32 protein-coding genes and 3 pseudogenes are annotated in these 24,939 nt (G+C 41.2%); 2 read left to right on the forward strand and 33 right to left on the reverse strand.

Annotation, left to right across the window (positions count from 1 at the left end; translation table 11 throughout):
- Positions 1-2: 2 nt before the first annotated feature.
- The 7 genes from IQE94_RS16370 to IQE94_RS16400 all read right to left on the reverse strand — a co-directional run bounded on the left by IQE94_RS16370 (position 3) and on the right by IQE94_RS16400 (position 5,315).
- Entirely contained in the window at positions 3-407 is a 405-nt protein-coding gene (locus tag IQE94_RS16370) for a DUF4351 domain-containing protein (RefSeq protein ID WP_223342317.1), read from the reverse strand.
- Positions 408-416: 9 nt separating this feature from the next.
- Positions 417-1,304, reverse strand: coding sequence for an FkbM family methyltransferase (locus IQE94_RS16375; protein ID WP_223342318.1), 888 nt, complete (start codon positions 1,302-1,304; stop codon positions 417-419).
- A gap of 62 nt (positions 1,305-1,366) precedes the next feature.
- The gene (locus IQE94_RS16380) at positions 1,367-2,215 is read right to left on the reverse strand and encodes a class I SAM-dependent methyltransferase (RefSeq protein ID WP_223342319.1); all 849 of its coding nucleotides are present in this window, start codon (positions 2,213-2,215) and stop codon (positions 1,367-1,369) included.
- Between the two features lie 117 nt (positions 2,216-2,332).
- Positions 2,333-2,773 (reverse strand): DUF29 domain-containing protein, encoded by a 441-nt coding sequence (locus IQE94_RS16385; RefSeq protein WP_223342320.1) that lies wholly within the window; start codon positions 2,771-2,773, stop codon positions 2,333-2,335.
- Positions 2,774-2,860: 87 nt separating this feature from the next.
- Positions 2,861-3,436 (reverse strand): Uma2 family endonuclease, encoded by a 576-nt coding sequence (locus IQE94_RS16390; protein ID WP_212719951.1) that lies wholly within the window; start codon positions 3,434-3,436, stop codon positions 2,861-2,863.
- A 170-nt stretch (positions 3,437-3,606) separates the two neighbouring features.
- On the reverse strand, positions 3,607-4,164 hold the full coding sequence (locus tag IQE94_RS16395) for a DUF3782 domain-containing protein (protein WP_223342321.1): 558 nt from the start codon (positions 4,162-4,164) through the stop codon (positions 3,607-3,609).
- 62 nt (positions 4,165-4,226) lie between these two features.
- Positions 4,227-5,315 (reverse strand): glycosyltransferase, encoded by a 1,089-nt coding sequence (locus tag IQE94_RS16400; protein ID WP_223342322.1) that lies wholly within the window; start codon positions 5,313-5,315, stop codon positions 4,227-4,229.
- Positions 5,316-5,374: 59 nt separating this feature from the next.
- On the opposite strand from IQE94_RS16400, the gene IQE94_RS18920 reads away from it, so the two are divergent.
- Complete coding sequence (locus IQE94_RS18920) at positions 5,375-5,470, forward strand: DUF29 family protein (protein ID WP_223343238.1); 96 nt, start codon at positions 5,375-5,377, stop codon at positions 5,468-5,470.
- Between the two features lie 79 nt (positions 5,471-5,549).
- Here the strand turns inward: IQE94_RS18920 and IQE94_RS16410 are convergent, their stop codons facing one another.
- From IQE94_RS16410 to IQE94_RS16420, 3 genes are all read right to left on the reverse strand, one after another.
- Positions 5,550-6,509 (reverse strand): class I SAM-dependent methyltransferase, encoded by a 960-nt coding sequence (locus IQE94_RS16410; protein ID WP_212719942.1) that lies wholly within the window; start codon positions 6,507-6,509, stop codon positions 5,550-5,552.
- Positions 6,506-7,786, reverse strand: coding sequence for a glycosyltransferase (locus IQE94_RS16415; protein WP_212719934.1), 1,281 nt, complete (start codon positions 7,784-7,786; stop codon positions 6,506-6,508). The genes IQE94_RS16410 and IQE94_RS16415 overlap by 4 nt, the downstream gene beginning before the upstream one ends.
- Before the next feature lie 330 nt (positions 7,787-8,116).
- Entirely contained in the window at positions 8,117-9,130 is a 1,014-nt protein-coding gene (locus IQE94_RS16420; protein ID WP_212719931.1) for a glycosyltransferase family 2 protein, read from the reverse strand.
- Positions 9,131-9,176: 46 nt separating this feature from the next.
- Between IQE94_RS16420 and IQE94_RS18710 the strand changes: the two genes are divergently transcribed.
- The gene (locus tag IQE94_RS18710; RefSeq protein ID WP_255611313.1) at positions 9,177-9,308 is read left to right on the forward strand and encodes a hypothetical protein; all 132 of its coding nucleotides are present in this window, start codon (positions 9,177-9,179) and stop codon (positions 9,306-9,308) included.
- On the opposite strand, the gene IQE94_RS16425 is transcribed toward IQE94_RS18710, so the two are convergent.
- The 23 genes and pseudogenes from IQE94_RS16425 to IQE94_RS16525 form a co-directional block, all read right to left on the reverse strand.
- The gene (locus IQE94_RS16425) at positions 9,290-9,673 is read right to left on the reverse strand and encodes a hypothetical protein (RefSeq protein WP_255611314.1); all 384 of its coding nucleotides are present in this window, start codon (positions 9,671-9,673) and stop codon (positions 9,290-9,292) included. The genes IQE94_RS18710 and IQE94_RS16425 overlap by 19 nt on opposite strands.
- The gene (locus IQE94_RS18715) at positions 9,649-9,993 is read right to left on the reverse strand and encodes a hypothetical protein (RefSeq protein WP_255611315.1); all 345 of its coding nucleotides are present in this window, start codon (positions 9,991-9,993) and stop codon (positions 9,649-9,651) included. Before IQE94_RS18715 ends, IQE94_RS16425 begins: the two co-directional genes overlap by 25 nt.
- A gap of 503 nt (positions 9,994-10,496) precedes the next feature.
- Positions 10,497-10,665, reverse strand: a pseudogene (locus IQE94_RS18925) (DapH/DapD/GlmU-related protein); the annotation flags it as partial.
- 270 nt (positions 10,666-10,935) lie between these two features.
- Positions 10,936-11,121: pseudogene (locus IQE94_RS18930) on the reverse strand (hypothetical protein); the annotation flags it as partial.
- 4 nt (positions 11,122-11,125) lie between these two features.
- The gene (locus IQE94_RS16435) at positions 11,126-12,052 is read right to left on the reverse strand and encodes a hypothetical protein (RefSeq protein WP_223342324.1); all 927 of its coding nucleotides are present in this window, start codon (positions 12,050-12,052) and stop codon (positions 11,126-11,128) included.
- A gap of 5 nt (positions 12,053-12,057) precedes the next feature.
- Entirely contained in the window at positions 12,058-14,304 is a 2,247-nt protein-coding gene (locus tag IQE94_RS16440) for an N-acetylneuraminate synthase family protein (protein WP_223342325.1), read from the reverse strand.
- Between the two features lie 53 nt (positions 14,305-14,357).
- Positions 14,358-14,723, reverse strand: a complete 366-nt coding sequence (locus IQE94_RS16445) for a TylF/MycF family methyltransferase (RefSeq protein ID WP_223342326.1) — start codon at positions 14,721-14,723, stop codon at positions 14,358-14,360.
- Between the two features lie 39 nt (positions 14,724-14,762).
- On the reverse strand, positions 14,763-15,020 hold the full coding sequence (locus tag IQE94_RS16450; protein WP_223342327.1) for a hypothetical protein: 258 nt from the start codon (positions 15,018-15,020) through the stop codon (positions 14,763-14,765).
- 68 nt (positions 15,021-15,088) lie between these two features.
- Positions 15,089-15,532, reverse strand: coding sequence for a DUF29 domain-containing protein (locus IQE94_RS16455; protein WP_223342328.1), 444 nt, complete (start codon positions 15,530-15,532; stop codon positions 15,089-15,091).
- Between the two features lie 44 nt (positions 15,533-15,576).
- Complete coding sequence (locus tag IQE94_RS16460; RefSeq protein ID WP_223342329.1) at positions 15,577-15,744, reverse strand: hypothetical protein; 168 nt, start codon at positions 15,742-15,744, stop codon at positions 15,577-15,579.
- A gap of 11 nt (positions 15,745-15,755) precedes the next feature.
- Positions 15,756-16,547, reverse strand: coding sequence for an N-acetylneuraminate synthase family protein (locus tag IQE94_RS16465; protein ID WP_223342330.1), 792 nt, complete (start codon positions 16,545-16,547; stop codon positions 15,756-15,758).
- Positions 16,548-16,565: 18 nt separating this feature from the next.
- Positions 16,566-17,246 (reverse strand): cytidylyltransferase domain-containing protein, encoded by a 681-nt coding sequence (locus IQE94_RS16470; RefSeq protein WP_223342331.1) that lies wholly within the window; start codon positions 17,244-17,246, stop codon positions 16,566-16,568.
- Between the two features lie 114 nt (positions 17,247-17,360).
- On the reverse strand, positions 17,361-17,720 hold the full coding sequence (locus IQE94_RS16475) for a DUF29 domain-containing protein (RefSeq protein ID WP_223342332.1): 360 nt from the start codon (positions 17,718-17,720) through the stop codon (positions 17,361-17,363).
- 158 nt (positions 17,721-17,878) lie between these two features.
- Positions 17,879-19,144 (reverse strand): ABC transporter ATP-binding protein, encoded by a 1,266-nt coding sequence (locus IQE94_RS16480; protein ID WP_223343239.1) that lies wholly within the window; start codon positions 19,142-19,144, stop codon positions 17,879-17,881.
- 231 nt (positions 19,145-19,375) lie between these two features.
- Positions 19,376-20,246 (reverse strand): annotated as a pseudogene (locus IQE94_RS16485) (NAD-dependent epimerase/dehydratase family protein); the annotation flags it as partial.
- A 421-nt stretch (positions 20,247-20,667) separates the two neighbouring features.
- Entirely contained in the window at positions 20,668-21,246 is a 579-nt protein-coding gene (locus tag IQE94_RS16490) for a Uma2 family endonuclease (protein ID WP_223342333.1), read from the reverse strand.
- Positions 21,247-21,317: 71 nt separating this feature from the next.
- The gene (locus IQE94_RS16495; RefSeq protein ID WP_212721942.1) at positions 21,318-21,785 is read right to left on the reverse strand and encodes a DUF29 domain-containing protein; all 468 of its coding nucleotides are present in this window, start codon (positions 21,783-21,785) and stop codon (positions 21,318-21,320) included.
- Positions 21,786-22,425: 640 nt separating this feature from the next.
- Complete coding sequence (locus IQE94_RS16500; protein WP_223342334.1) at positions 22,426-22,629, reverse strand: type II toxin-antitoxin system HicA family toxin; 204 nt, start codon at positions 22,627-22,629, stop codon at positions 22,426-22,428.
- A complete protein-coding gene (locus IQE94_RS16505) occupies positions 22,626-22,823 on the reverse strand; it encodes a type II toxin-antitoxin system HicB family antitoxin (RefSeq protein ID WP_212719874.1) in 198 nt (65 codons plus the stop codon). Before IQE94_RS16505 ends, IQE94_RS16500 begins: the two co-directional genes overlap by 4 nt.
- Positions 22,824-22,872: 49 nt before the next feature.
- Complete coding sequence (locus IQE94_RS16510) at positions 22,873-23,127, reverse strand: hypothetical protein (protein WP_212719872.1); 255 nt, start codon at positions 23,125-23,127, stop codon at positions 22,873-22,875.
- Positions 23,128-23,205: 78 nt separating this feature from the next.
- Entirely contained in the window at positions 23,206-23,652 is a 447-nt protein-coding gene (locus IQE94_RS16515; protein ID WP_212719870.1) for a DUF29 domain-containing protein, read from the reverse strand.
- 70 nt (positions 23,653-23,722) lie between these two features.
- Entirely contained in the window at positions 23,723-23,965 is a 243-nt protein-coding gene (locus IQE94_RS16520) for a hypothetical protein (protein ID WP_223342335.1), read from the reverse strand.
- A gap of 182 nt (positions 23,966-24,147) precedes the next feature.
- Positions 24,148-24,741: a hypothetical protein gene (locus IQE94_RS16525; RefSeq protein WP_223342336.1), complete on the reverse strand. Its 594-nt coding sequence runs from the start codon at positions 24,739-24,741 to the stop codon at positions 24,148-24,150.
- Between the last annotated feature and the right edge of the window lie 198 nt (positions 24,742-24,939).

Consider the following 24,939-nt stretch of genomic DNA (forward strand, 5'->3'; position numbering starts at 1 on the left):
ATTTAGCCTTCCAAATCAGCGAGAAACTGTTCGAGATCCGCCGGCCCCGTAAAATCCAACAAGACTTCACCCAACTCTTCTAACCGGGCGATTGATAACCTTTTCACCCGTTGTTCTTGACTGGCGGTCAATTCCCCTAGTTGACGCTTGAGCAGACAAATAAGTACATTTGCCTCTCCTTCCTGGCGACCCTGTTGCAGACCCAGCTCATTGCCCCGCTCCAAACCTTCCTTGAGAATTTCGTTGTACCAAGGGGATTCGCGTAATACAGTCATGTCCCACCTCATTATTTGTTGCACTAGGGGAATATCCAATACAAAGCTAGCAAAAAAAGACAGCAACGGCTCTAAGTCCGTCAAAACTGGGTCAGTACGCAGACTCAGCAGAGCCTGACGCAAATTGGGCACAAATGGAAATCATGCAGACTTTGCAAGAACAATATGTGCATCGTTTAATTCCCAGTCTTTTCGGTCAGTTTCTACTACATCGTAACCAATTTTTTTGAGCATTGTTAATGCTGGCAAAAATGACTTGCCTCTTTCCTTTAATTGTTTATGATGAACTTCAATTATAAGTATGGGAGAGTAACTGGATAACAGTTTTTCTGAGTCCAAAATAACCTCAAGCTCGGAAGATTCGATGTCAAATTTAAGTAAATCTGGTTTAATATTAAATTCGTCACAAATATTTATCAGTCTCATTGCACGAACATTATTCGGTATATCTAGGCCACAGGGTTTACCTGTAGAATCCGATACATAGGCAGGAATAATTTCCCAGCGAGCGGGATTAAAAGCAGCAGAGTTAATTTGTCTTGTTATTGGGAGATGTTCAGGTGTGCATCCATATAAACTAAAGCAATCAACAGAAAAAATTTCGGCTGATGAATCGTGCATTGAAGCAAACAAAGCAGAATAATATCCCTCTTCTGCTCCTATATCAATGAAAATTTTACATTTTTTTGCGTATTTGATGAAGTTTTTAACTTCCTTCCTCATGTAAAATGCAAAACTCTGATGGTAAAAATTTCTATAAGTTCGACAAAAACCTCCTTTACTTCCTACATTGTCAGGAGCATAAATTGGAAAATATTCCTCTCCATTGCCTTGAACCATTATTCTATTACCAGTTACATCTAGTACAGACAAATAATCACTATCTTTAGGATCCATAATCGCTGGAAACTTTTCTAAGTCTTCATTGTACTGTTTGGCAATAAACTCTCGCCACAGCTGGGGAATGCTTCTTATAAATCTCAATTTTAGATAAAATGATTTATTGTTTTTAATAATTTCTTTTAACATGGTTTTTTTATGAAGTACTGGCAAGTCAAGAATGAATACTTAAAATTAACTTACTTTGGTTTTTAAATATCCATATTTTTTATATATGCTCCTCCAAAAATATAAAAATTAGGAGAAGGCGGCTTGCCCATTAACTTGCGAGATTGGGAAGCCAAAAGTTCTCTCAATCCTGTAGATTGTTTACAGTCATCTTCCCAAGAAAGGGGCTCATTAGGAATTTTGAATTTAGGCGGAGAAAAAAGGCTACATTTATCTAATAAAATATTTTGAATTTCATTAAAATTACTATTATTGACATTGCTCTCACCATTAAATGATGTTAAGTAAGGAGCCACATCCATTGTGAAAACGATTAGCCCCTTATGCTTGGTGACACGAATCATTTCCTCAACAGCCTTAACTGGATCCGGCATATGTTCAAGGGAAGAAATTGAATAAGACAAGTCAAAAGTGTTATCATCAAAAGGTAAATGGAGTGAGTCTGCTTTTATAAAAGAAACTTTGCCGGGAAGGTTCAGCATTTCTGGACTTGCAAAGTGTTGAGATGGCAAAACCCCTTCTGCTGCAGGACAGTCGTCCAAATCAGTACCAGTCACATTGATTCCCGTTTTAGCCAAAAGATAAGCAGTGGCGTTGACTCCACACGCATTATCAAAAGCGCTTAAATTTTCATGTTTTTCACGACAATATTGAGCAATATTAGCCAATATATAAGGATATTCCCACTTTCTTGACCAGTGCTTTAATCCTCCTGTTAAATATTGACTTATATACGAACTTGAACAATTTTCAAGCAAATAATTGTGGAGGTTAGATAATTTGTCTGAATAACAAGTATCTTTTGATGCAAATCCAGATTGTAACAACCCAGTTACACGGGCTAATTCAGAGAGTTTGTTAAAATTTAGCATGGTTTTTTGATGTGATTTTTTAATGAAAGCATGATAGAAAATAGCTTATTTTTATAAAATTGGGCGGGAAATAGTCAGCATTAGTGACGATGGTTTAGATTTTGGGTCAAACAAATTTTAAGGCCAGAAGCTATCATCTTGAACTTGTTCAGAGCTAAAACAAGGGCACTCTGGAAATATAGATTCATCCAGCCCTGTTTCCCGGATTGCCAAATCTCGGCCATCTAACCACGCCTCCTCCCAAGCTTCCTGCCAACGGCCTTTGAGACCCGGATTTTTCTGCAGAAGACGGTCAAGCTTACGACGTTGTTCTCGGATCGTGGCCCGCCAAGAACTACCTTGTTGTTCTGGTTGATACTTCCATTTCAACAAATGACCAATTAGAACTGCCAGACGGGAACTTAATTGGTCGTAGTGGCGATTTCCAAAATCCGATAGCTCCTCTGCCAAATGCTCCCAGTCCAAAAGTTCCACCTGATGCTGGAGTAAGGCTTGGGCCTGTTTTTCTGTCCAGGTGTAAAAATCTTGGTCATACAGGGATTGATTGTTTTTCGTCATCGCTGTTCCTCGAGTTTAGTCCGTCACGAAACATTGTCTGGGTCTATTCCCAATTCCCATAGTTTAGTTGCCAGGCGATCGCCTTGTTCAATCTCCACTGAAACTAAGCCAGCCAAACAACTCCTCAGCCGACAAATTTAATTCTGATAACTGCTCCAGAGCCGTTAGCTGATCTTCATCAGACTTAATTTCTGGAAACTGCTGGGGTTTAAAAATAAGCACCGATTCATCTTTTGGATCAATCAACCAAGCTAACTGGGTGCCTGCCTGTAAACAGAACATAATTTTTTTAATTACCTTATTAGTAGATTGCTCCGGGGACAAAATTTCAATTATCCAATCGGGATAGGTATCAACACGATTGGCAATTCTACCTTTTTCAGTCTTGGGAATACGATTCCAGGTAAAAACACTAATATCCGGCACAAAAGAGCGACCATCGATATTGCATCTTAGCTCAGTCAATGCCAAAGCAACTTTGCCGGGTTGCCCAAACCCGTTGATCTTACTAGATAAGAGAGTTTGAATAAGGCTATGTTCTCCCTGGGGCATGGGTTTTTGCTCAATTGTGCCATCAATATATTCACTGTGGGGCTTTGTTTCGGGCTCTGCCAAAAATTCTTCCAATGTTAATGGCTGTTTAACTGGGGAGATAGCTATCAATTGTTTTGCCTCCTTATTCACTCCTTTTGAGTTTAACCATAAATATGCTGGCGATCATCAAGATTCGTCCATCAGGCAACCCCATCTGGATCAAGCCCCAACTCTCTTAGTTTTACCGTCAGGTGATCGCCAATGAATGGACTACCATTTGTATTTGTTGCTCGTTAATGCTACCAAAGCCGGGGCTGAAAATCTGGAGGAATTTCTAGTTCAAACACTTCATCGTGGATGCGAGCCACATAAAGACCTTCGGATAGAACTAATTCTTTAAGATTTGGTGACCAATCTACCGCCGCTAAAATGCCATAAAGTTTTTTATTTTTATGTTCAGGGAAAAAGGTCCGAAATTTTTGGAGTAATTTTTTTAGCTGAGTAATAGATTCTTCTCTGGGATGGCTTTTCACCTCCACCACATAGGCCGCATTAATGTCGCCACTGGCGTAGGCCAGCACATCAATTTCTAGGTGTTGCCCTGCTTTACTAACCCTGACACTGGGACTAATGATTTCCATGCCAAAGCGTTCCTGGAGCAGACGCTTCATCGAAGGTAGTGCCAATCCTTCAGTAAAACTGCCAAATTTTTTGCCCAGTCCCCCAATTTGTTTACCTAATTCCCGAATCTGGCGATCGGTTTCCTGTTTGCTCTCTTGCAAAAGTTGGTCAGTTTCTCGCTGGGATTCTGCCAACTGTCTTAACAGGGCCCAAACTTCATCTGCTGTCGTTGCCATTGTCTACCCCACTAATCTTTATCTGTTTTAGCTTATCTACTATGCGATCACTCCAATTAGCTCTAGCTGGAAAGCTCCGCCAGATAACGGTCTGCCATGGTAGCAATGCCAAAATCGTTTAAGGCTCTTGTTTGGGCTAACTTGGCTCTTTCCTGGGCTGTTTGGCGATCGCCTAATACTTGGGCAATGCCATCGGCCAGGGCTTGAGGATCACCAGCTTTAACCGGTAAGCCACAGCGGCCATCCTGCAAGACTTCCCGACAGGCTCCCACATCGGTGGCGACGATGGGCACCCCAGCGGCCATGGCTTCAGCGAGGGCAATACCAAAGCCTTCATCGGGCTTGGCGGCAAAGATAAACAGATCCATTTGGCTGAGTTGTTCGGGGATGTCCCGCCGCATACCTAGAAGTGTAATTTGATCTGTTAAGTCTAAGGAGTGAATTAACTGTTCTAGTTCAGTGCGTTTAGAGCCTTCTCCAATTAGTCGAACCAAAATCTGAATACCTTCTTTTTTCAGAATAGCCGTGGCCTTAATCAGAGTGGGTTGGTCTTTGTGGCCTTCCAAGCGGGCGACCATAGCGATTACGGGTATTAGGTTATCGGGTCGAGGTAGATTTTTGAATTTTTCGAGATTACAGGCATTATAAATGGTGGCCGTTTCTGCCGTGCTCACTTTAAAATCCCTAACCGTGGCTTGGCGGATATATTCAGAACAACATAATAGGCGATCGGTCACGGGGCGGCCCAATTGCACCTGGAGTTTGAATTTCTGGAAGGCAGCACCAGTCCACACGGGGGGCAGATTACCCACATGGGCACAGACTTTTTTCACTCCAGCTACCTTGGCCCCCCAGGCAATGAAAGCGTGCCAACCGAGGGGCATGGAGAGGACAGCATCGGGCTTGAACTGTAAACAATGGCGGTAGGTTTGCGAGAGCAGACGGGGATAGCGGCCATAGCCTTGCCCCAAGGAAAAATTGGTGATGGGGATACCGAGGGCAGAAAATTCGGGGGCTAAATCTAAGGGAGTCGGTTGCAGAGTAACAATGTGAATTTCTAGTCCCTGTTTTTGCCAATGCTCACAGAGTTGTAGAACAAGAATGGGGGTTCCCTCGGCACAAAGGCTAGTGAGAACAATGAGTAGGCGCATCTTTGCTAAGCCGGAATCAAGGAATATACTTACCAGTGTAGTATTTCATGTTGTCCATAATGCCATCTCTCTATGACCAAGATATTGTCCTATGGGTAGAAGATACTGTTGCTAAACTCCAGCCCCGTGATTTTGAAAACTTGGATAATGCGTAAACATATAAATAATGATTGATACTTAAAAAGTATTTATTTTTTGGTTGATACAGAGTAAAATCAAATAACTCATGTGTCATCAATCATCTTTTAATTTAGCAATAACTATCAATTCATCCCCAAGTCCAAACAAATTCAAAAACCACAAAAAGGGAAATATCAATATACGAAGTAAAAGAAAACGATACTTTGCATCCAAGAGCTTATTAAGGGAGCGAGAAAATCCATCAGGCTTAGTGTTAGTATAAATTGAAACTATTTTATAGCCAGCCTTGTCAAGAATAAATTCGATTGATTTTGAGTTGTAATGATGAACATGAATGGGGGGATCCCATCCATGCCAAAGAGATCTAAATACAAATCTAGAGATAGAATTTAAATTAGGAAGAGCTAAAATAATTTGTCCCGTAGGAGAAACTAACAGAGAACGGATACTGTGAAGGAAATCAATTGGATTCACAATGTGTTCTATAACGTGATTAAGGGTAATATAGTCAAAACTTGAATTAGGAAATCTTTGACTGACAGAAAAAATATCATCTTGTATTAAATCAATTCCTGCTAAGCTTGCAATTTTGACTGAGTTTTCTGACTGCTCTACCCCAACAAAATCAATTTCTTTTTCTTTTAAAAGTTTACAAAAACTACCAGATCCTGACCCAAGATCAAGAACTTTCCCCCCTGTAATCATATTTAACGTAGGGTACTCAGGATTGAGATTGTGCCAGAAACTGGCTAGTTTATTAGGTGATTGGCGAGACTCTAAATATTGGACTGTGCTCAAATTGATTTCATTTGACAAGAATGATATGATATAACTTTTATCCGATTGGTTATCAATAAATTGATAGTGTTCTTGTAATTCTGATATCTCTGGAAAAGGAAAAAGCGATGAAGTATTGCAATTTTTACAGCCAATGTAAGTATAATTTTTTGTTGTTCTTAGAATATTCTCGTTGATATTTCTTTGTTTTATAAATGTTTTGTCAGAATTACAAATTGGGCATTTGATTGTGTTTTTGGAGTTGCTTTTCTTCATGTTTTGTTCATTTTGTAAATGACATCAATTTCGTTAGCGATTTTGCTAAAAGAACGAAACTCTATGGATAAAGGAGTCAATGATAGGCGTTGTTCGATGATATTCCTAAAAAAAGAAGCCCAGGCTTTCCAATCTATCGGCAGTAAATAGCCTCCAGCTTTGTCGGTTAATAGTTCTTTAATTCCTCCTAAATCGGATCCTGCCACAGGTAGGCCAGCAGCAAAGGCTTCCAGAACTGTTAATGGCCCCGTTTCTAACCAAGTGGAAGGAATCAACGCTAAGTCATAATTTTGTAATTTAGGTAACAATTCATCTTTGGGAAAATTACCACATAGTTTAAAGCGCCCATCACCTTTGATCATTTTTTGTATTCTCTGTCCATAATCATCATCTTGGTATGGGCCGTAAAAAGAAATTTCAATGGGGATTTGCTTAGGTAAAGATTGTACTGCCCTAATGATTAGATGTAGACCTTTAACTGCAGCAAAACGACCCCAAAAGACACATTTCAAAATACCATCTTCCATGGGTTGGCGTTGTTTGGGAGGTAAAGAAGTTGGCCCGGCTGTACGAATTAAATGTAATTTACTGTCTGCAACACCGTTACGAACTAGAACTTCTCTAGACCAGTCACAAAGGACATGAAAGATATCTACCTTTTCGACCATTTCTTGCCAAGTGCGATGGAAAGCGGCAGTGATTTGCCGGGCCGTTAATATATGGGCAACTTTTCCCTTTGCTTCAGTGGAAAGCCAAGGCCAATCATAGGCTGAAGCTAACAGAGCAATGGGATAGGGAAGACGACCATTAACTAAGCGACATTCAGTACAACGACCTTCTGTAATAACACCATCGCAGATTTCTTTTTTGTGGTAGATCAAACTACCTTGCATGCAGGTAAAACCAGGAGCATGGATTGTCACCACGACTGTAATACCTAGGGATTTAGAAATATTGATATGGGATAGACCACAGGAATCACAAAGGGAATGGAGGTGGAGAATGTCAGGCTGATAGGAGAGGAGAAGCTGTTTAAATTCATCGAGATTATCAACATGGGTCGTGATTTTGTTTAGTCTACCCTCCGCAGAAATTGGCTTTAATGGATAACAATTTCTGAAGCCTGTAAAATTTTTGGGAATTTCTTTATTTATGGTATGAACAACCCATAAAACATCGTGGCTTAATGACTGAGCCTGGGCGAGGGAATCAACAAAAATTTCTGTGCCACCAGTGACTTCATAAGAAAAACTTCTACTGATATGAATTATTTTCATATTTTGATGACAGGACTCTTTAAAAGTGATTTTTAAAGAAATTATATTAAGAGTGTAATTGTTTAGAGATTATTACATTTCTGAGATTTATTGTTTTAGTGAACTTTAGAGAAACAAAGTATATTTTGATTTTAGAACAAAATGAATTTTATTGATAGAGTTGTTAAGTTGCTTTATTTTCTGACTGATAAAGTAGTCATGAAACTAAAAAATATTTAGATTAATTAGATAAAGAATACTAAAAATTTATTACTAATTGAAGGCAAAAAGAAACTGATGAAGATTAAAGTGAACTTAAATAAAACTCTTTCAAGATAAAGCTATAGTGCTCTAACTTAAAAGGCGCAGTATCAGTCGAGTGGTGGCTGACCAAAAGATACGGTCACGCCAAGGGTAAGGATCATCTACTAGGAGTTTTAAAGATTTTTGTAATGCACGTATTTTTTCGGAAAATTGATGCGGATAAGTATCTAACAAGTTGTTTGATTGAACAACATTATAGCGTCGCTGACACTCTTTTTTAATTCGAGTTGCAACATCAGAAGGCGATCTCTGAATGACTAACTGTGCGAGTTTTTTACGCTCATCGTTGAGAATATTGTCTAAAAGAGTCGTTTTAGAGAGAGGATGGAGACGAAACCAAGCAGTTAACTCATCCAGAATATAAGGAGCATTATTCTTCTCAAAAATACGACTAAAAAAGTCGTGATCGAGAATATACTCCCACATCGTATCGAAATATGGACGCTCTAAAACATCAATTCGCCAAAAAACACCCTGTTGTGCAAAACATTGTTGTGCAACAAAACTTTCAAACCGGTTCTTGTTACCAGGATTCCAATTTTGTGCTGACTCCAATGATTCGCCAACATAAACTTGAGAGGCTAACCATCGGCATTTTTGCTCCCGAAAAGCTCGAGCAACTTTATGCAGGGTATCTGGCAATAACCAATCATCACTATTTAGATATGCACAAATTTCTCCTGTGGCATGTATAAATCCTTTATTCAAAGCGTCTGCTTGACCTTGATCGGGTTCGCTAATCCAAAAATGGAGAGCTCTTTCATATTTTTTGATTATCTCAACTGTTTCATCAGCACTATCGCCATCAACAACTATGTACTCTAAACCGGGATAGCCTTGTAATAATACTGATCGAATTGTCTCCTCAATAAATTGTCCTTGGTTATAGCTGGGGGTAACAATACTAATTCTGGGCCAGTCTGAGCCATCAGGCATTTTCTTTGGTAGGGGATCGCTTCCTTCTGTCCAGGGCCAGCCAACTTTACCGGGTGGAGGTGCAGGTAAATCATTGAGAGTCAATGCTTTGGTGATCTGAGACATAGGTGTCAATTTAAAAGTATCGATACTGTTTTCAGATTATGGAATAGTGCTCAGGGCAATACGTCAGTTTGGCCATGCCCAACAAAAGGCAACGGCGATCAATGACAAGGAAAATAGTTTGATTGTAATGGGTGACTTCCGGGGCGATCGCCTTTGGTCTTACCAGGCTTTGGGTTGAAATTTGGCATCATTGAGAATGACCAAATCTTCCCCAGATTGGGTAATCACAAACAAACCTTGACGATAGGCATAGCGAGCTACTTCCGATGGGGCTACCATTGCCGCTACTGCCCTTAGTAGTTGAATATTTTGATAGCGAGGCAATAGGCGCTTAAATTTACCGAGCCGCTCCAGGTGTTCATCTACATCTCTTTGGGTTAGCTTACTTTTAACTTCGATCGCCGCGGCCTGGGTAGTATCTACTACCAATAAGTCCACCTCTATTCCTTCCTCACCATTATCAACGGAAACATCCCGGGATAATTCCCGCACTGCAATGCCCCGCTCTCGAAATAATTTCACCGCCGCCGGGCAACCTGCCATTCCACAAATTCCCCTAGACGATTGCCTAATTCTCCCAATTCTTTGTTGACCGCCCTGATTTGCTCATCTGTTTTTTGGATTTGCTCCTTAAGCAATCGTTCTGTTTCCTGTATACGGCGATCAGTCTCCTTTTGAGATGCAATTAATTCCCCCAAAAGTTGCCAAACTTCATCAGCGGTGGTAGCCATTTGTTTTTCCTCTCGATTTGCTTCCTTTAGTCTAGCCCTAGCCCATAGGAGGCGATCGCCGTTTATTGCCATTGACAGACTCGCCACCCCGCCAGCAATATCAGATTGATTAATATGAAGAACTTTCAGCAACTAGATCACCTGTAAAAATTGTGATGAGCGTTTAGGTATTGGCTAGGGTGTATTTTTTAACTGATGCAATTTTTTTAGATGAATAGATTTTACGCGACGGCAGACACAGGGGAAAAACGCAATTCTAAGTTTAGATTTAAAGCATTGAGGGATTGGAAAACCTCAGCGAATTTTGACTGTTGATTAGTAATAAATACTCAAAATAAGCTCGGTTTTTTTGAGTGCCGCTAGGCTTGCTGATTGGATTTCACGGGAGCCTCTCAAGTTATGCAATTGGTAAATTAGAGATTTTAAATTTTATTACAAGTATTAAGTTGTCAGCAATTCATTGATTTAGTACGAAAATTATGGGATTTTAAGGATGTACCTAGCCTATTTCTTATAAAAATCTCTGGTAAATTGACTTACTTGTGCATTAATAAAATATGATTGAGCTTCACGTATTTTTTCTTCTTTCCAGTCCCACCATCTTATTTCTTTTAGTTGATCGATGATATTTTCAGGAAATCGAAAACGAATTATTTTCGCTGGAACTCCTCCCACAATCGCATAGTCTGGCACATCTTTTACTACTACTGCCCCAGCCGCCAAAATGGCTCCATCACCTACTTTAACACCATCTTTTATAAAGACTCGCGCTCCTACCCAAACATCGTTTCCAATCCATATATCTCTACGTTCTTCAAAATGATCTCTATCAGCAAAAGACTTACCACACTGATTCAGTGTAGAAAAAAATACTGGATTGGTACTGACAAAATTAGTTGGATGTTCACCATAACCACATATCAGCTCAGGGCCTATAGAGCAAAAAGATCCACAATTTACCAAACTTAATTTTGAGCTTCCAGCAATGTAACTAAAGCGCCCTAGCTTGACATTGGACAAGCTACAACCTGAATAAATTACAATGTTATTCTCTAAAACTGAATTGGATATCGTACAATTATCCTGTATTTTTATGTTATCTCCTAGGGTGGATTTTGAGACGCAGGATTTAGAACCAATAATTGTATTTTTGCCGATATGAGTTTTCCTATCAATCCATGAGCCAAAAACAATTTTACTATAAGGGTATCTAATTCTATAAATGTAGGATTTGATGATTTTTTTTGTGATTTTGATCATTTTACTAAATGAACTTGGCGATTTTTTTAAATTCCACCCGAGGAAAAATGTCTAACATTCCTCCGTCAGTAGCATTGAATACTTGACAGCCAATGCTCTGAGCATAGTTTTTGATTAATCTATATTGCTTCCATCTAAAATAATATTCTTCAAACCATCTTTCTGTGGTAAAAGCGCTGAGATGTTCAACATCACTAACTCCGGCTTCTTCCTTATAAAAGTGATGATTGCTGACCCGGCTTGTGTCGTTTAAATAGTCATGATCGCATCCGAGCAAGTAAATTTCCTTAAAACCCATATAAATTGCAATCTGAAGTGCAGAGTAAATCACAGTTCTGATACTAAATGGGCTTTGGTCAATTGCCCAAATATCGGAGTTTTTATAATTTGACTCATCTAATATATGACCTTTAGAATAATCAAGAAAATATTGATTATTGTTTTTATATTGGGGATGTTCTTTTAGGAAACGATAATTTGAATAACGGTAAGGAGCATAGCCCAAGAAAAACGTTACAGAATCATTATAAATACCAGATATTCCCTTAAAGATTTTAGTTAGATCTGCATACCCAAAAGGTGGATGAGAAGGAGCAAGAACATGATATTGAGGAGAAATTATGTTAATGTCCTTATGCAAAAAGAATTGGCTGACTCCTATGCAAAATTCGCTTTCAAGGGGACGTAAGTCTTGGTTTTGAATTGATGGCCCCGTAGCAAGAATAAAACATCTTTGTCCATAATGAAGATTTTTAAATTTGGCATTTTTTTGGATGAGTTTTCTAATAGCAGTTCTCTCCAAATTATATTCAGTATTAAGACGGGATCTCAAGCGAGTATACAAAGAAGCTGTTATATCTCTTATCCCTTGAGGTAAAGTCCAGTAAGTAGCTGACTTGATCAGTTGTTTAGCAGTGGATTTTAGGGTCATTGTTTTTACAAATAATCTTCTAATCTTTCCAAAGCAATCCAAAAACCTTCGCCTTCGTTTTTGTGTCCCTGCCAAATTTCAGGGATAAACGAGGCTGTGGGCGCAACTTGATTTATGTCTTCAGCGAAGGCGGGAAAATCAATTTCCCCCTCGCCAATCTGTAATCCCTCCCCATCAGACCCTTGGGAGTCGGCGATATGTAAATGGGCGACATAGGGTCCTACCTCCTGAATAAACTGCTTAAATGACCAATGATACTGGTTAGCCGCCAACTTAGAATGGGAAATGTCTAGACAAATCCGATAGTTATTTTGCCTGCAAAAATCGGCGATCGCCAGAGGATCAACAAAGAGGTTGTGATAGCGCTGTCCGCCAAAGTGCCAGGGGAATGGGGGCATGGTCTGGGGCCAAATTTCCACCCCTTCTGCATCAAGTTGGGCCAGGCTGTCAATCAGTAAATTACACAATCGCGGGCGTTCATGATCGGACAAGGATGCATCTTGTGTGAAGCCCCCCACATTGGTGACAATACCAGGACAAGTAGTGCGCCTAAAATAGGGTTTTAACTGTCGGGTAAGATCAATTACCCTCTGCATTTCGGCAATTGATCGCCGTCGGTATACAGCATCCCGAGCGCAAAGATCCAGCAAATGATCACCCGCAAATAGTTCGGGAGCGTGGACAACTAAGTTCAAACCATAAACCTGATCAAAAAATTGGCCAATATCTTGCTCAAGATCTTTGTAGCTTAAATGAAATTCCAGTAAGTCCGGGTTAGTTTTAGCCAGTAACGTTTTGAAATCATGATAGCGAACCGGTAGCCCCCAGGGACGGTTGAAATGATAATGTCGGGGTTGCACTGCCTCCTGCTCTAAATCACTGGCGTAGAAAAAATCACCGGTTTTAAAATCGCGTTTAGCCGTTTTGCCAGTCAGTTCCTGCTTACGATTCGGCTGTAGCCCCTTACCGGGACTCTTGACCTCCACCATGGACTCGGTGATGGTTTGGCCTTTTTTCAGATTGCAATTGATGACTAGACTCTTGGCCAGGGTTTCCCGATTCATTAATTCCCCTTGGGTGATTTTTCTAGTTCCTCTGTCTCCCAGGGATTGCTCTACTTGGCGGATGCCCTCCACCATCTGACGAAATTCTTCGGGTAGTAAGCTTACCTTATGGTCATTGCCCTCCATGGTTTTATCGAGAGTAAAATGCTTTTCAATGATTTTTGCTCCTTTTGCCACCGCTGCTACGGCCACATGAATACCCCGTTCATGACCCGAGTATCCCACTGGATGATCGCCAATTTCCCGCAGACGTTCCAGATAATTGAGATTAACGTCTTTGAAGGGAGCGGGATAGGTGGAGTTGCAATGGAGAAGGGCAAACATCGCCCCCAAATTTTTGAGTAACCTAACGGACTCGATAATTTCCTGTTCTGTCGCCATGCCCGTGGAACATAGCATCGGTTTGCCGGTTTTGGCGATCGCCGTTAGGAGATCATGGTTAGTGAGATCCGCTGAAGCTACCTTATAGCCAGCCACACCATAATTTTCTAGAAGCGTTAAACTTTCCAAATCCCAGGGGGTACAGAGGGGTAAGAGGCCTTGGGTTTTGCAGTAGTCAAAGGCCTCAAATAATTCTGTCGGAGATAACTGAAAGCGAGACAATAGGTCAAGGGTGTATTGAGACCCCAAATCCTCACTGGCATCGTTGGCATTACCGGCATTATGGTAAAGGGATTTCAGATCCCGCATTTGAAATTTGGCGCAGTCTGCCCCGGCCACCTTCGCTTGGTCAATTAAGCGTTTGGCCAAGTCTAAACTTCCATTATGGTTATTGCCAATTTCAGCGATGATAAAGGTCGGAGAGTGATGATCAATGACAAAATCACCAATTTTCAGCTCCTGAGCACGGCGACAGGCGATCGCCACTAGATGGCGTTGGGCATCCAGCAGGGGGATAAACTCTACTTCTTGGGAAAAGTAAGATTCAATCTTACCTGTGTCTTCTGTATAATTGGCATACTTATAATGCTTATTGCTAATGGTGGAAACGGGCTGGTTGAGGTTGATATTATCTTGGTTCACTAACCAACGACGAAAGTCTCCATCGGTCAAAACTCCTTCCAGAACCCCAGCTTCGGTGACCGAGAAAATAATCCGACTTTTATTATCACTAATTTTTTTAAGCGCAGTGATAATATCGTCTTCGGCAAAAACAATGTATTTAGCTAGATTTTTATCAATAATCATTAGCAATTCTTACGTTTTTTGGTACTAAGTTTTAGCAAGTTTATGCATTTAATTTATTCTTTAATGACGTAGCAGGGAGTAGCACAGAAAGGAAATTTATTGATTGTGATACCCTTTCCCTCGAAATACTCATCAACGGCTTTAGTTTCCCCCGGAAATACACCATAATTATCAATTATTAGTACGCCCCCGGGTACTATTCTTGGAAAAAGATGCTCCAGGATAACAGAAGCCGGCTCATAGATATCTGTATCCAGGTTAAGAAGGGAAATTTTCAATTCAGGATGATTATCTACATATTCAGGTACTGTCTCTAAGATATTCCCCTTAACCAACTCTACGTTTTTGTTTATCCCTTTGTGGGCTAACACCTGCTCAAGCTGCTCTACGTCAATACTTTCTTCCCCGGCACTCTCCACAAATTTCTGTCTAGGCGCTTTATCTGCCTCAAACTCAGTTTATGGAAATTTGCCATAAATATCGAAGCCAATCACTTTTTTCGAATGGGCATGGTCAAACAAGTCCCGAAAAGTTGCAAACCGAGTTAAGGATGTCCCTTTGAAAACGCCACATTCTACAATCGCCCCCGGCAGATCACGAATCATTTTGTACAGTTCATAGTGAGCGATTAACTTAGCAATGCGGCTACTATCACAGGATAGGTAAAAATTATTTTCGTAGTCAAAGTTTTTTGAGAAATCTGGTAAGTTGATCATTTATGCTATTCAAGTAGTTGTAGGTTTAAATACTAGACAAGGAGCAACTTAGAAAAAGATTTTAGCTCTTACCATTGAAAATTGCCTTCAATTAATTTTATTAAAACATCCCCAATTGAGTAAGGACATTCTTTCGGCATTTCTAACTGGGTTTCTTGTATAGCGTCTAACCGTGCAGTGCAATACATTTTGTCCACTGACTCTTGACATAAGTGGCGCTTCAGGCTGGGACTATCTTCCAGATATAGCTCAATATTTTTTCTTTCCCTTTCAATGATAATTTGCCAACTTCTAGATCGTTTTTCCGTTTGATAATCCCATTTCAGTAAATGCTGAAGAATTGAACGCATGCTACTCAACAATCGATCCCGTTCCCGCTTCGACAAGTCCTTAATTTCCTCCACCAAATTGGCCAGATCAAGTTCGCCTAATTCAGAAAAACGCTTTTCTTCAAGTTTTTGAGCAACAGTTTCCGCCCACTGAGCATAATCAACTTCGTAGAGTGATTCCATTTTAAGCCATTTCCTGAATCAGATAAATTTTGCTTATTATAACTTTAGCCTTTCTGCTTTAGTAAAAATTCTACATACTCAAAGTCTGCCAAGGAATCAATTTCATGGCCTTGTTCTTCCTTCATCACAAACAAAGAAATTTTACCTCCTAGGCGATTATTAAGTTCCTTCAGTACCCAAGGCTTAAAGACATAGATTGAACCATTTTCCATATATTGGGGGTTCATGTCCTGCCGTCGTTGGCGATCGCCGTGAGGAGATCATGGTTAGTCAGATCCGCTGAAGCCACTTTATAGCCAGCCAGACCATATTTTTCTAGGAGGGTTAAACTTTCTAGATCCCAGGGGGTACAGAGGGGCAAAATACCTTGGTTTTGGCAGTAATCAAACGCCTCAAATAATTCTGTGGGGGATAACTGAAAACGGGATAACAAATCAAGGGTATATTGAGACCCCAAATCCTCACTGGCATCGTTGGCGTTGCCGGCATTATGGTAAAGGGATTGCAGATCCCGCATTTGGAATTTGGCACAGTCTGCTCCGGCCGCCTTTGCTTGGTCAATTAAGCGTTTGGCCAACTCTAAACTTCCGTTATGGTTATTGCCAATTTCAGCGATGACAAAGGCTGGGGATTGATGATCAATGACAAAATCACCAATTTTCAGCTCCCTAGCACGGCGACAGGCGATCGCCACCAGATGACGGTTAGCATCCAGGAGGGGGATAAACTCTACTTCTTGGGAAAAGTAAGACTCAATCTTACAGGTGTCTTCTGTATAGTCGGCATATTTATAATGCTTATTGCTAATGGTGGAAACGGGCTGGTTGAGGTTGATATTATCTTGGTTCACTAACCAGCGGCGAAAGTCCCCATCGGTCAAAACCCCCTCTAGCACCCCAGCTTCGGTGACAGAGAAAATAATCCGACTTTTGTTATCACTAATTTTTTTGAGGGCAGTGATAATGTCATCTTCGGCAAAAACAATATATTTGGATAAGTTTTTATCAATAATCATAAATTAAGATCTCTTTAATTAAGATAGCTTTTGAGTCATTAAAATTTCTACATGTTTTAGATCCGCTAAAGAGTCTATTTCATAGCTTTGTTCTTCTGGCATTATGAATAGACTAATTTTACCACCCAGGCGATTATTGAGTTCTTTCAGTACCCAGGGTTTGAAGATATAAATAGAACCATTTTCCATATATTGCGGATTCATATCCTGCCGCCGCTGGCGATCGCAGTAGTCATAATTAATGGATTGGGCTTGGCCATCCACTTTCTGCCAGAGGAAACGATGACTGGGAGAAACCGATAGTAATGAGTCGGCACCTTCCTCCCTAAATTGGGCTATGGCCCAGTCTATGTCCTGCCCTGTACGAAGAGGCGAAGTACATTGCAAAAATACGATTAGCTCTGGCTCGACACCTTGTTTTTCGATTTCTAGCAGGGCATGGAGTAGGGCGACCTCAGATGAAGCGGTATCACTGGCCAGTTCGGCCGGTCTGTCAATTATCTGGGCACCGTAATCCCTGGCAACAGCGGCAATTTGGGGATCATCGGTGGTCACCAAGGTCTGGTTGACAAGCCGAGATTCTCGGCAGTCGAGAATGGAGTGGACGATGAGGGGTTTACCGACGAGGGGACGGATATTTTTGCCAGGGATACCCTTGGAACCGCCCCGGGCTGGAATGATAGAAATAATTTCTGTCATTAGTTTTAAATAATTTGTTAATTTGCTTTAATCGGGAAGAAATTCTGGATCAAGAAGGGCATCGGCAGAAAATGGACAAGTTTCTGGAAAAAGATTAGATGGCAATTCACTTTTTTAAATAGCTTGCCTTCTGGCTTTAACATAAATTTCTTCAATTTCTTGCAAGAAATAATTATACAAAGTCTTAGACTTTAACAATAACTCAAGTTCAAAACGAAAATTATCAATTTCATTTTGCCAGCCTTTGGCACAGTATTCTTTTTCAGAGTCCCAATACTGATACAACAATAAATGAATGAGCAACTGGCGCAGATAACTATCCACTTTCCGTCTTTGTTCGTTACCCAAACTGAGAATTTCCTCCTTTAAATGGATAATATCTAATTCATCAAGGCGATTATTTTCCAGGATTTTATAGGTTTCTTCAAGCCAAAGTAAATAATCTTGTTCATAAATGGTATTGATGGCGTTCATGTAAGACTATACATCCTCAATATTTTGAAACCTTGATAATTTCTTGCTCTTAATCAAGAGAGATAATTCTGGCAGTTTTTCGAGTTTTTATTAGGGATAATTAAGGGATTGTTGATCACAGCACTCGAGGTAATTATACTATTAATTATAACCAATTCTCAAATTAAACTGTAGTGGACTGTTTGCCATGCAAGCATAGGCAATAAATAGCCTGCTCGATGTCCTCGAGTGGCAATATCAGCAGTTTCCAACAGGTCAAAAGACAATGCTTCAATATTGTCATAATTTTCTACCCGAGGAATGCCACATCCTACTCTAATTAGGTAACGTCCACTGTTCAACCAAAGACCAGGAATTTCTACTTTAGTTCTGTAAGTTCCTGGTTGACGACACAATAATAACTCTTTATTCATGTCTGCATCTTCTAAGCTCATTAAGTGAGAGCCATCACTGGTATGTAGATTCAAAGCCACAACGGCTGATCCTATAGGTTTACGAACTTCATATACAACCTCAACAATGAACTTCTTTCGAATATCTAAATCTTCATCAGTTGAACCACTTTCTGATAAGACTCTACATTCCATAATTTGCATAGGTGTATCTTTCTTGATTTTAGTTTTCCAAAATCTACCAGCCCCATAACTAGAAGAAAGATATTTTGCTATACAATCTTCACTTAAACCAACTAGAGAAACAAAGCCTTGTTGAAGAAAAATGGATTTATTGGTAAGGCTAAGAATGGCTCCCATATTATGGCTAACAAACAAAACAGTCCGTCCCTCTTTTTCTGCCACATCCTCCATCTTCCCCAAACACTTCTTCTGAAACTGAGCATCCCCCACCGCCAACACCTCATCCACAATCAAAATCTCCGGCTCCAAATGGGCCGCCACCGCAAACGCTAACCGTACATACATCCCCGACGAATACCGCTTCACTGGCGTATCCAAAAACTTCTCCACCTCCGCAAACGCCACAATCTCATCAAACTTTTTCTTAATCTCCACCTTGGTCATCCCCAGGATTGCCCCATTCAGATAAACATTCTCCCGCCCCGTCAACTCAGGATGAAACCCCGTCCCCACCTCCAACAAACTCGCCACCCGACCCTTAATCGAAATGCGCCCCTCCGTCGGTTCTGTGATCCGGCTGAGAATCTTCAATAGTGTTGACTTCCCCGCTCCATTGCGGCCAATAATGCCCACCCGATCGCCCTGCTTAATCTCAAAAGACACATCCTTCAGCGCCCAAAACTCCTCATGGGTAGGATCCTCCCGCTGACCATTGCGACTAAAAAGCTGACCCACCGAGCGAGCCTTGTCCGCCAGCACATCCCGCAACGCCGTATAGCGTTCCTGCTTCTGGTGACCAATGACATACTTCTTACCCAAATTTTCAACCCGAATGACCGTATCAGACATAAAAACCAAACAAAACTGCAATAAATAAAACAACTTATCCGACAAAGCTCCTCGATAATCATTCATCGAGGGAAACAATACGATTCAACAAACATGTAACACTGTATGACCTGCTGAGGAAGAGCATCATCAACCATAAAACCTCCGATACCAACTGGTGAACTTGTCCAAACCCACAGCCAAAGGAGTGGCCGGAGAAAAGCCCACATCTGCCATCAAATTCTCCACATCAGCATAGGTTTCCGGCACATCCCCTGGTTGCATCGGCAACAAAACCTTCTCTGCCCTTTTTCCCAAACATTGCTCCAAAATAGCAATAAAATCTCCCAAGTTAACCGGACTATGGTTGCCAATATTGTAAAGACGATAGGGGGTCATAGCTTCAGCACCGGGAACATGGCCAAGCACCCGCACCAGCCCCTCAATTACATCATCAATATAGGTGAAATCTCGCCGCATCTGCCCGTGGTTAAACACCTTAATCGGTTCCCCCGCCAAAATTGCCCTAGTGAAAGAAAAATAAGCCATATCCGGCCGACCCCAGGGGCCATAGACCGTAAAAAATCGGAGTCCCGTCGTCGGTAGCCCATAAAGATGACTATAGGTGTGGGCCATCAACTCATTGGCCTTCTTCGTTGCCGCATACAAACTCACCGGCTGGTCCACATTATCCGTCACCGCAAAAGGAATTTTTTGATTCGCTCCATACACCGAACTGGACGACGCATAGACCAAATGGTTGACCGAATGATGGCGACAGCCCTCCAACACATTGACAAACCCCACCAGATTACTGTCCACATAGGCGTGGGGATTCTGAAGAGTAATGTCTCACCCCCGCCTGGGCCGCTAAATGCACCACCAACTCTGGCTTCTCCTGGGCAAATAACTCCGCCATCCCTTGGCGATCTGATAGATCAAGTTTCGTAAAGCTAAAATTTGGCTGTGCTTGTAATTGAACCAAACGAGCTTCCTTAAGGGAAACATCATAATAATCATTGAGATTATCCAGACCCGTAACAACTTTGCCATCGGCCAATAAACGTCGGCATAAATGAAAACCAATAAATCCCGCCGCCCCCGTCACTAAAATTTTACTCATACAGTTTTGCGTCTTTGTTCATTGCCCAAACTGACAACTCCCTCTTTTAGAGGTCATTTCTAAAGAGAATATAAAAAAGGGGGGAGAGAAGAAATTTAGTTTTTATGGTGGAGTGGTAAGGATTGAGCGTTATACATGAGCAGTTTACCCCACTGACCTTGTCCCGAAAAAGTGGAAACCCTTGTTGCGGACAAACTGAGAGGTTTTAATCGATTCATCAATGGCAGAATACTGGCAAAGTTTAGCCCTTGCTTTGAACCCTAAATCTTCCCCCTCTGGCCAAAAAATTCCCTATTTACAATTACATTCTTGAGGTCTAAGAGCATTTACTGACCATCATCAAAGATGACCTGTAATCGGTAATCCTCCAGAGGTGATACATTCACAGATTCACAGCCGTAGAATCTCAGAAGGGCAAAAATTATAATTCGTTGACAAGTTCCGTTACCGCATCATACTGATCAGGATGGTTAATATATTCTGTCAAAATCTCTAGATTTAAATCCGGCAATAAATTACTGTGGTTAACTTTGTTATATTGCTGGTCTATTAAACTATAAACCGTTAACCCCCCATCTCCATAGAACCAGACTTCAGGAATACCAATGCGACGGTATATTTCCAAAATATTTATATTGCCACTGCTGACAATTACTTCAATCACTAAATCAGGAATTTCTTTTTTACTGTCAAGGCGATAGGACTCATCTGGTTCCTTTCTGCCCGTTATATTTTTATTGCCTAATGTCGCACTTCCACCACTGTAAAATCTAATATTCGTTGCCCTTAAATACGCTTCCAGCAATAAACTGATCGTCCTCTTGTAATATTCATGCTTCGCACCTAAAATCATAATTCCTAATTCACCGTCCAAATAAACAAATCTTACTCCTTCCACATCGGCAAAAGTGATTTCAATCTGCTCGAATTTTTCCCAGGAAATACCGGCTAAGGTTAAGCAATTATCTGATGATTGGGATTTTTCTGGTGCGATTATCATAACAATTAATTTTTGATGATGGCATTTGTGTGGAGATCAACCCAATAGTTTTTTGGGATGAACTTGAGTTTTCATGACGAAATGACTGGGGGTAACCAGCCAAAGTCAAGAATCTTCTCAGATGAATAAGGACAAGTTTCCGGAAAGGTTAATGGCGGTAGGTTAGATTTTCTAATAGCCCATTTTCGAGCCTTAGCATAACTTTTCTCCAGAATAGATAAAAAATAATTGCAAAGAACTTGAGATTCCAGCAGAAAATCTAATTCTAATCGAAAATTATCAATTTCTTTTTCCCAACCTTTGCCAGACCAAGGACGTTCAGCTTGCCAATACTCGTACAGTAATAGGTGAATCAGCAGGCGCAATAAATAGCTTTCAACCTTATGGCGTTGTTCTCGACCCAACTCCTCTATTTCCTCAATTAAATTAACCCAGTCAAGGGCGCCGAAGTCCTGACTCTTAAGTTGGGCCAGAGTTAAATCCAGCCATGCAGGATAGTCCTGTTCATAAAGTGACGGAGGCATGGTGGTCTGAGCCATAGAACTTTCTTTTTTGTAGTTACTTGGTGAGCATTTTAGCAAATATGCCTGTTGGGAATCGTCATCAAAAACTGCCCGCCCCGTCAGTTCAGGAGGAAACCCGTTCCCACCTCCACCAAACTCGCCACCCGACCCTTAATCGAAATCCGTCCCTCTGTCGGCTCCGTAATCCGGCTGAGAATCTTTAACAGCAGCGTATCTCTGCGAGATCGCCCTACTTGATCTCAAAAGACACATCCTTATAAAGCCCAGAATGACCCATAGGTGGGATCTTTCCGGTGGCCATTACGACTAAAAATTTGCCCCAAAGAACGAGCCTTTTTCGTCAACACATCCCGCAGCAACCTATAGCGTTACTGCTTTTGATGGCCAATGACGTACTTCTTGCCCAAATTTTCAACCCGAATAACCGTATCAGACATAAATAAAGTTCTTAAAACGCCCCAAGTGGATAGTGTAAGCTTATTAGGCAAAGACAGATTCACAACCCATTGTCAAAAGTGATACGCCCAAATCCGCCATAGTCGTGAAATCTGGCAAAGCCAAAGCTTCTCTCAACTGAAGTATGAATAACTGCTGGATTTGCTCCTCCTGTTCTTCTATAAAATTTAAATCCTGATGATGCTTGCCGCAAAAAAAATTACAACAAATCATTTTCCTGTAGATTTCTTTGTCTCATGATTGTCTTAAGGAGGCCTATTTTTAAATCAACGTTCCCATGGATTGGAATGGCAACAGTAACGCCCTCTTTCCTATATTGATGGTGGCTTCCTTTTGTTCTCACCAGTTGCCAGCCTCTCTTCCGTAAAATTTTAGCTAACTTTTTGCCAGAAACAGATTTCATAGAGTCAATTCAACGATTCTGTCCGATTGACTCAGCTTTTCTGGCTGATCATCCACATAGAGGCTGATTACTTCTTTGAGATTTTCCATGACCTCCTCAATTGTCTCACCTTGGGTATAACAGCCCGAAAAAATAGGAACTTCAGCCCAGTAGCCGCCTTCTTCTGCCTCATGGATAATTGCTTTGACATTCATAACTCGATTACCTCACTTAAATGCTGTAGAAAATCTTTCAGCAATTTTATCAGTCTCCCCATCCATTGCGATCAATGATGCCAATGCGGTCTCCTCGCTTCACCTCAAAGGACACATCCTTCAGCGCCCAAAACTCCTCAAAGTTGGGATTTGCCACCCGAGCGCGAGGGTTAAACCGTTTCGCCAGCCCCTTCGCACTATTTGCCAACACATCTCGCAGCGCCGTGTACCGTTCCCACTGCTGCTGGTAACCAATGATGTATTTTTTCCCGAGATTTTCAACCTGAATGACCGTATCAGACATATTAGATTGGCTAGTGTCGTTAATACATTAACTGAATTGTGAACAGATGCAGGCATTTTTCGGATATTTGACCTTGCTTCAATCCGGCAGAAACTCTGGATCAAGTAGAGCCTCGGCAGAAAATGGACAACTTTTTGGGAAAAGATTAGGAGGTAACTCACTCTTTTTAATCGCCTGTCGCCTAGCTTTGATATAAATTTCTTCAATTTCTTGCAAGAAATAATTATATAAAGTTTTAGACTTTAACAATAACTCCAGCTCAAACCGAAAATTATCAATTTCGTTTTGCCAACCCTTTGCACAAAGATTTTTCTCAGTATCCCAATATTGATACAACAATAAATGAATGAGCAACTGGCGCAGGTAACTATCAACTTTTCGTCTTTGTTCATTACCCAAACCTAGAATTTCCTCCTTTAAATGTTCTAAATCCAACTGCTCAATTTTATTGCTCTCAAGTATCCTGTAAGTCTCTTGAAGCCAAAGAAAATAATCTTGATCGTAGAGTGCATTAATTGTGTTCATGGGAGATTTCTGTTTGTCTTGGGAACCTTTAACAGTATTAATTTTCCTGCCTCATTGTAGCTAATAATCCCTAGGCGCACCGCGTACAGATCTCTGCGAGATCGCTCTGCTTAATCTCAAAAGACACATCCCTTAAAGCCCAGAATGACCCATGGGTGGGATCTTCCCGGTGGCCATTGCGGCTAAAAACTTGCCCCAGAGACCGGGCCTTTTTCGTCAACACATCCCGCAGCAACCTATAGCGTTCCTGCTTTTGATGGCCAATGACGTACTTCTTGCCCAAATTTTCAACCCGAATAACCGTATCTGCCATAAAGTTTCTAATTGTTCAGCCTAATGTGCGATGGCTTACCAAGGAAAACAAATTGCCTCTAAGCATAAACTTTCGTTCCCTATAATAACCAGGTAAGGAAAGATGATTTTATTTTAATGGGCGGCTCACGGGCACGGAGTAACTATTCTAAAAAATAACTTACTAGGCGATCGCCTTTGGTCTTACCAGGCTTTGGGTTGAAATTTGGCATCATTGAGAATGACCAAATCTTCCCCAGATTGGGTAATCACAAACAAACCTTGACGATAGGCATAGCGAGCTACTTCCGATGGGGCTACCATTACCGCTACTGCCCCTAGTAGTTGAATATTTTGATAGCGAGGCAATAGGCGCTTAAATTTACCGAGCCGCTCCAGGTGTTCATCCACATTTTTTTGGGTCAGTTTACTTTTCACTTCGATCGCCACGGCCTGGGTAGTATCTACCACCAATAAGTCCACCTCTATTCCTTCCTCACCATTATCAACCGAAACATCCCGGGATAATTCCCGCACTGCAATGCCCCGCTCTCGAAATAATTTCACCGCCGCTGGGCGCACCTGCCATTCCACAAATTCCCCTAGGCGATTGCCTAATTCTCCCAATTCTTTGTTAACGGCCCTAATTTGCTCATCTGTTTTTTGGCTTTGTTCCTTAAGTAATCGTTCTGTTTGTTGAAAACGGCGATCGGTCTCTTGGAAGAGTCGCTCAGTCTCTTTCTGGGACTCGGCTAACTGCCCCAACAGTGCCCAAACTTCATCAGCGGTGGTAGCCATTTGTTTTTCCTCCCGATTTGGTTCTTCTAGTTTAGCCCTAGCCCATAGGCCATCGGAGGCGATCGCCTTTCTAAATCTGCCATTTTCAGACCCCCTAAATTCAGAACAAATTGATTACACTTACTGCAACCTAGTCAGACGAGGCGATCGCCTTTTTTTAGAGATTTTTGGCAAATTGATTAATGCTTTCGGGAGCAA

Source organism: Synechocystis sp. PCC 7339, assembly GCF_019924095.1.
Taxonomy (GTDB): Bacteria; Cyanobacteriota; Cyanobacteriia; order Cyanobacteriales; family Microcystaceae; genus Synechocystis.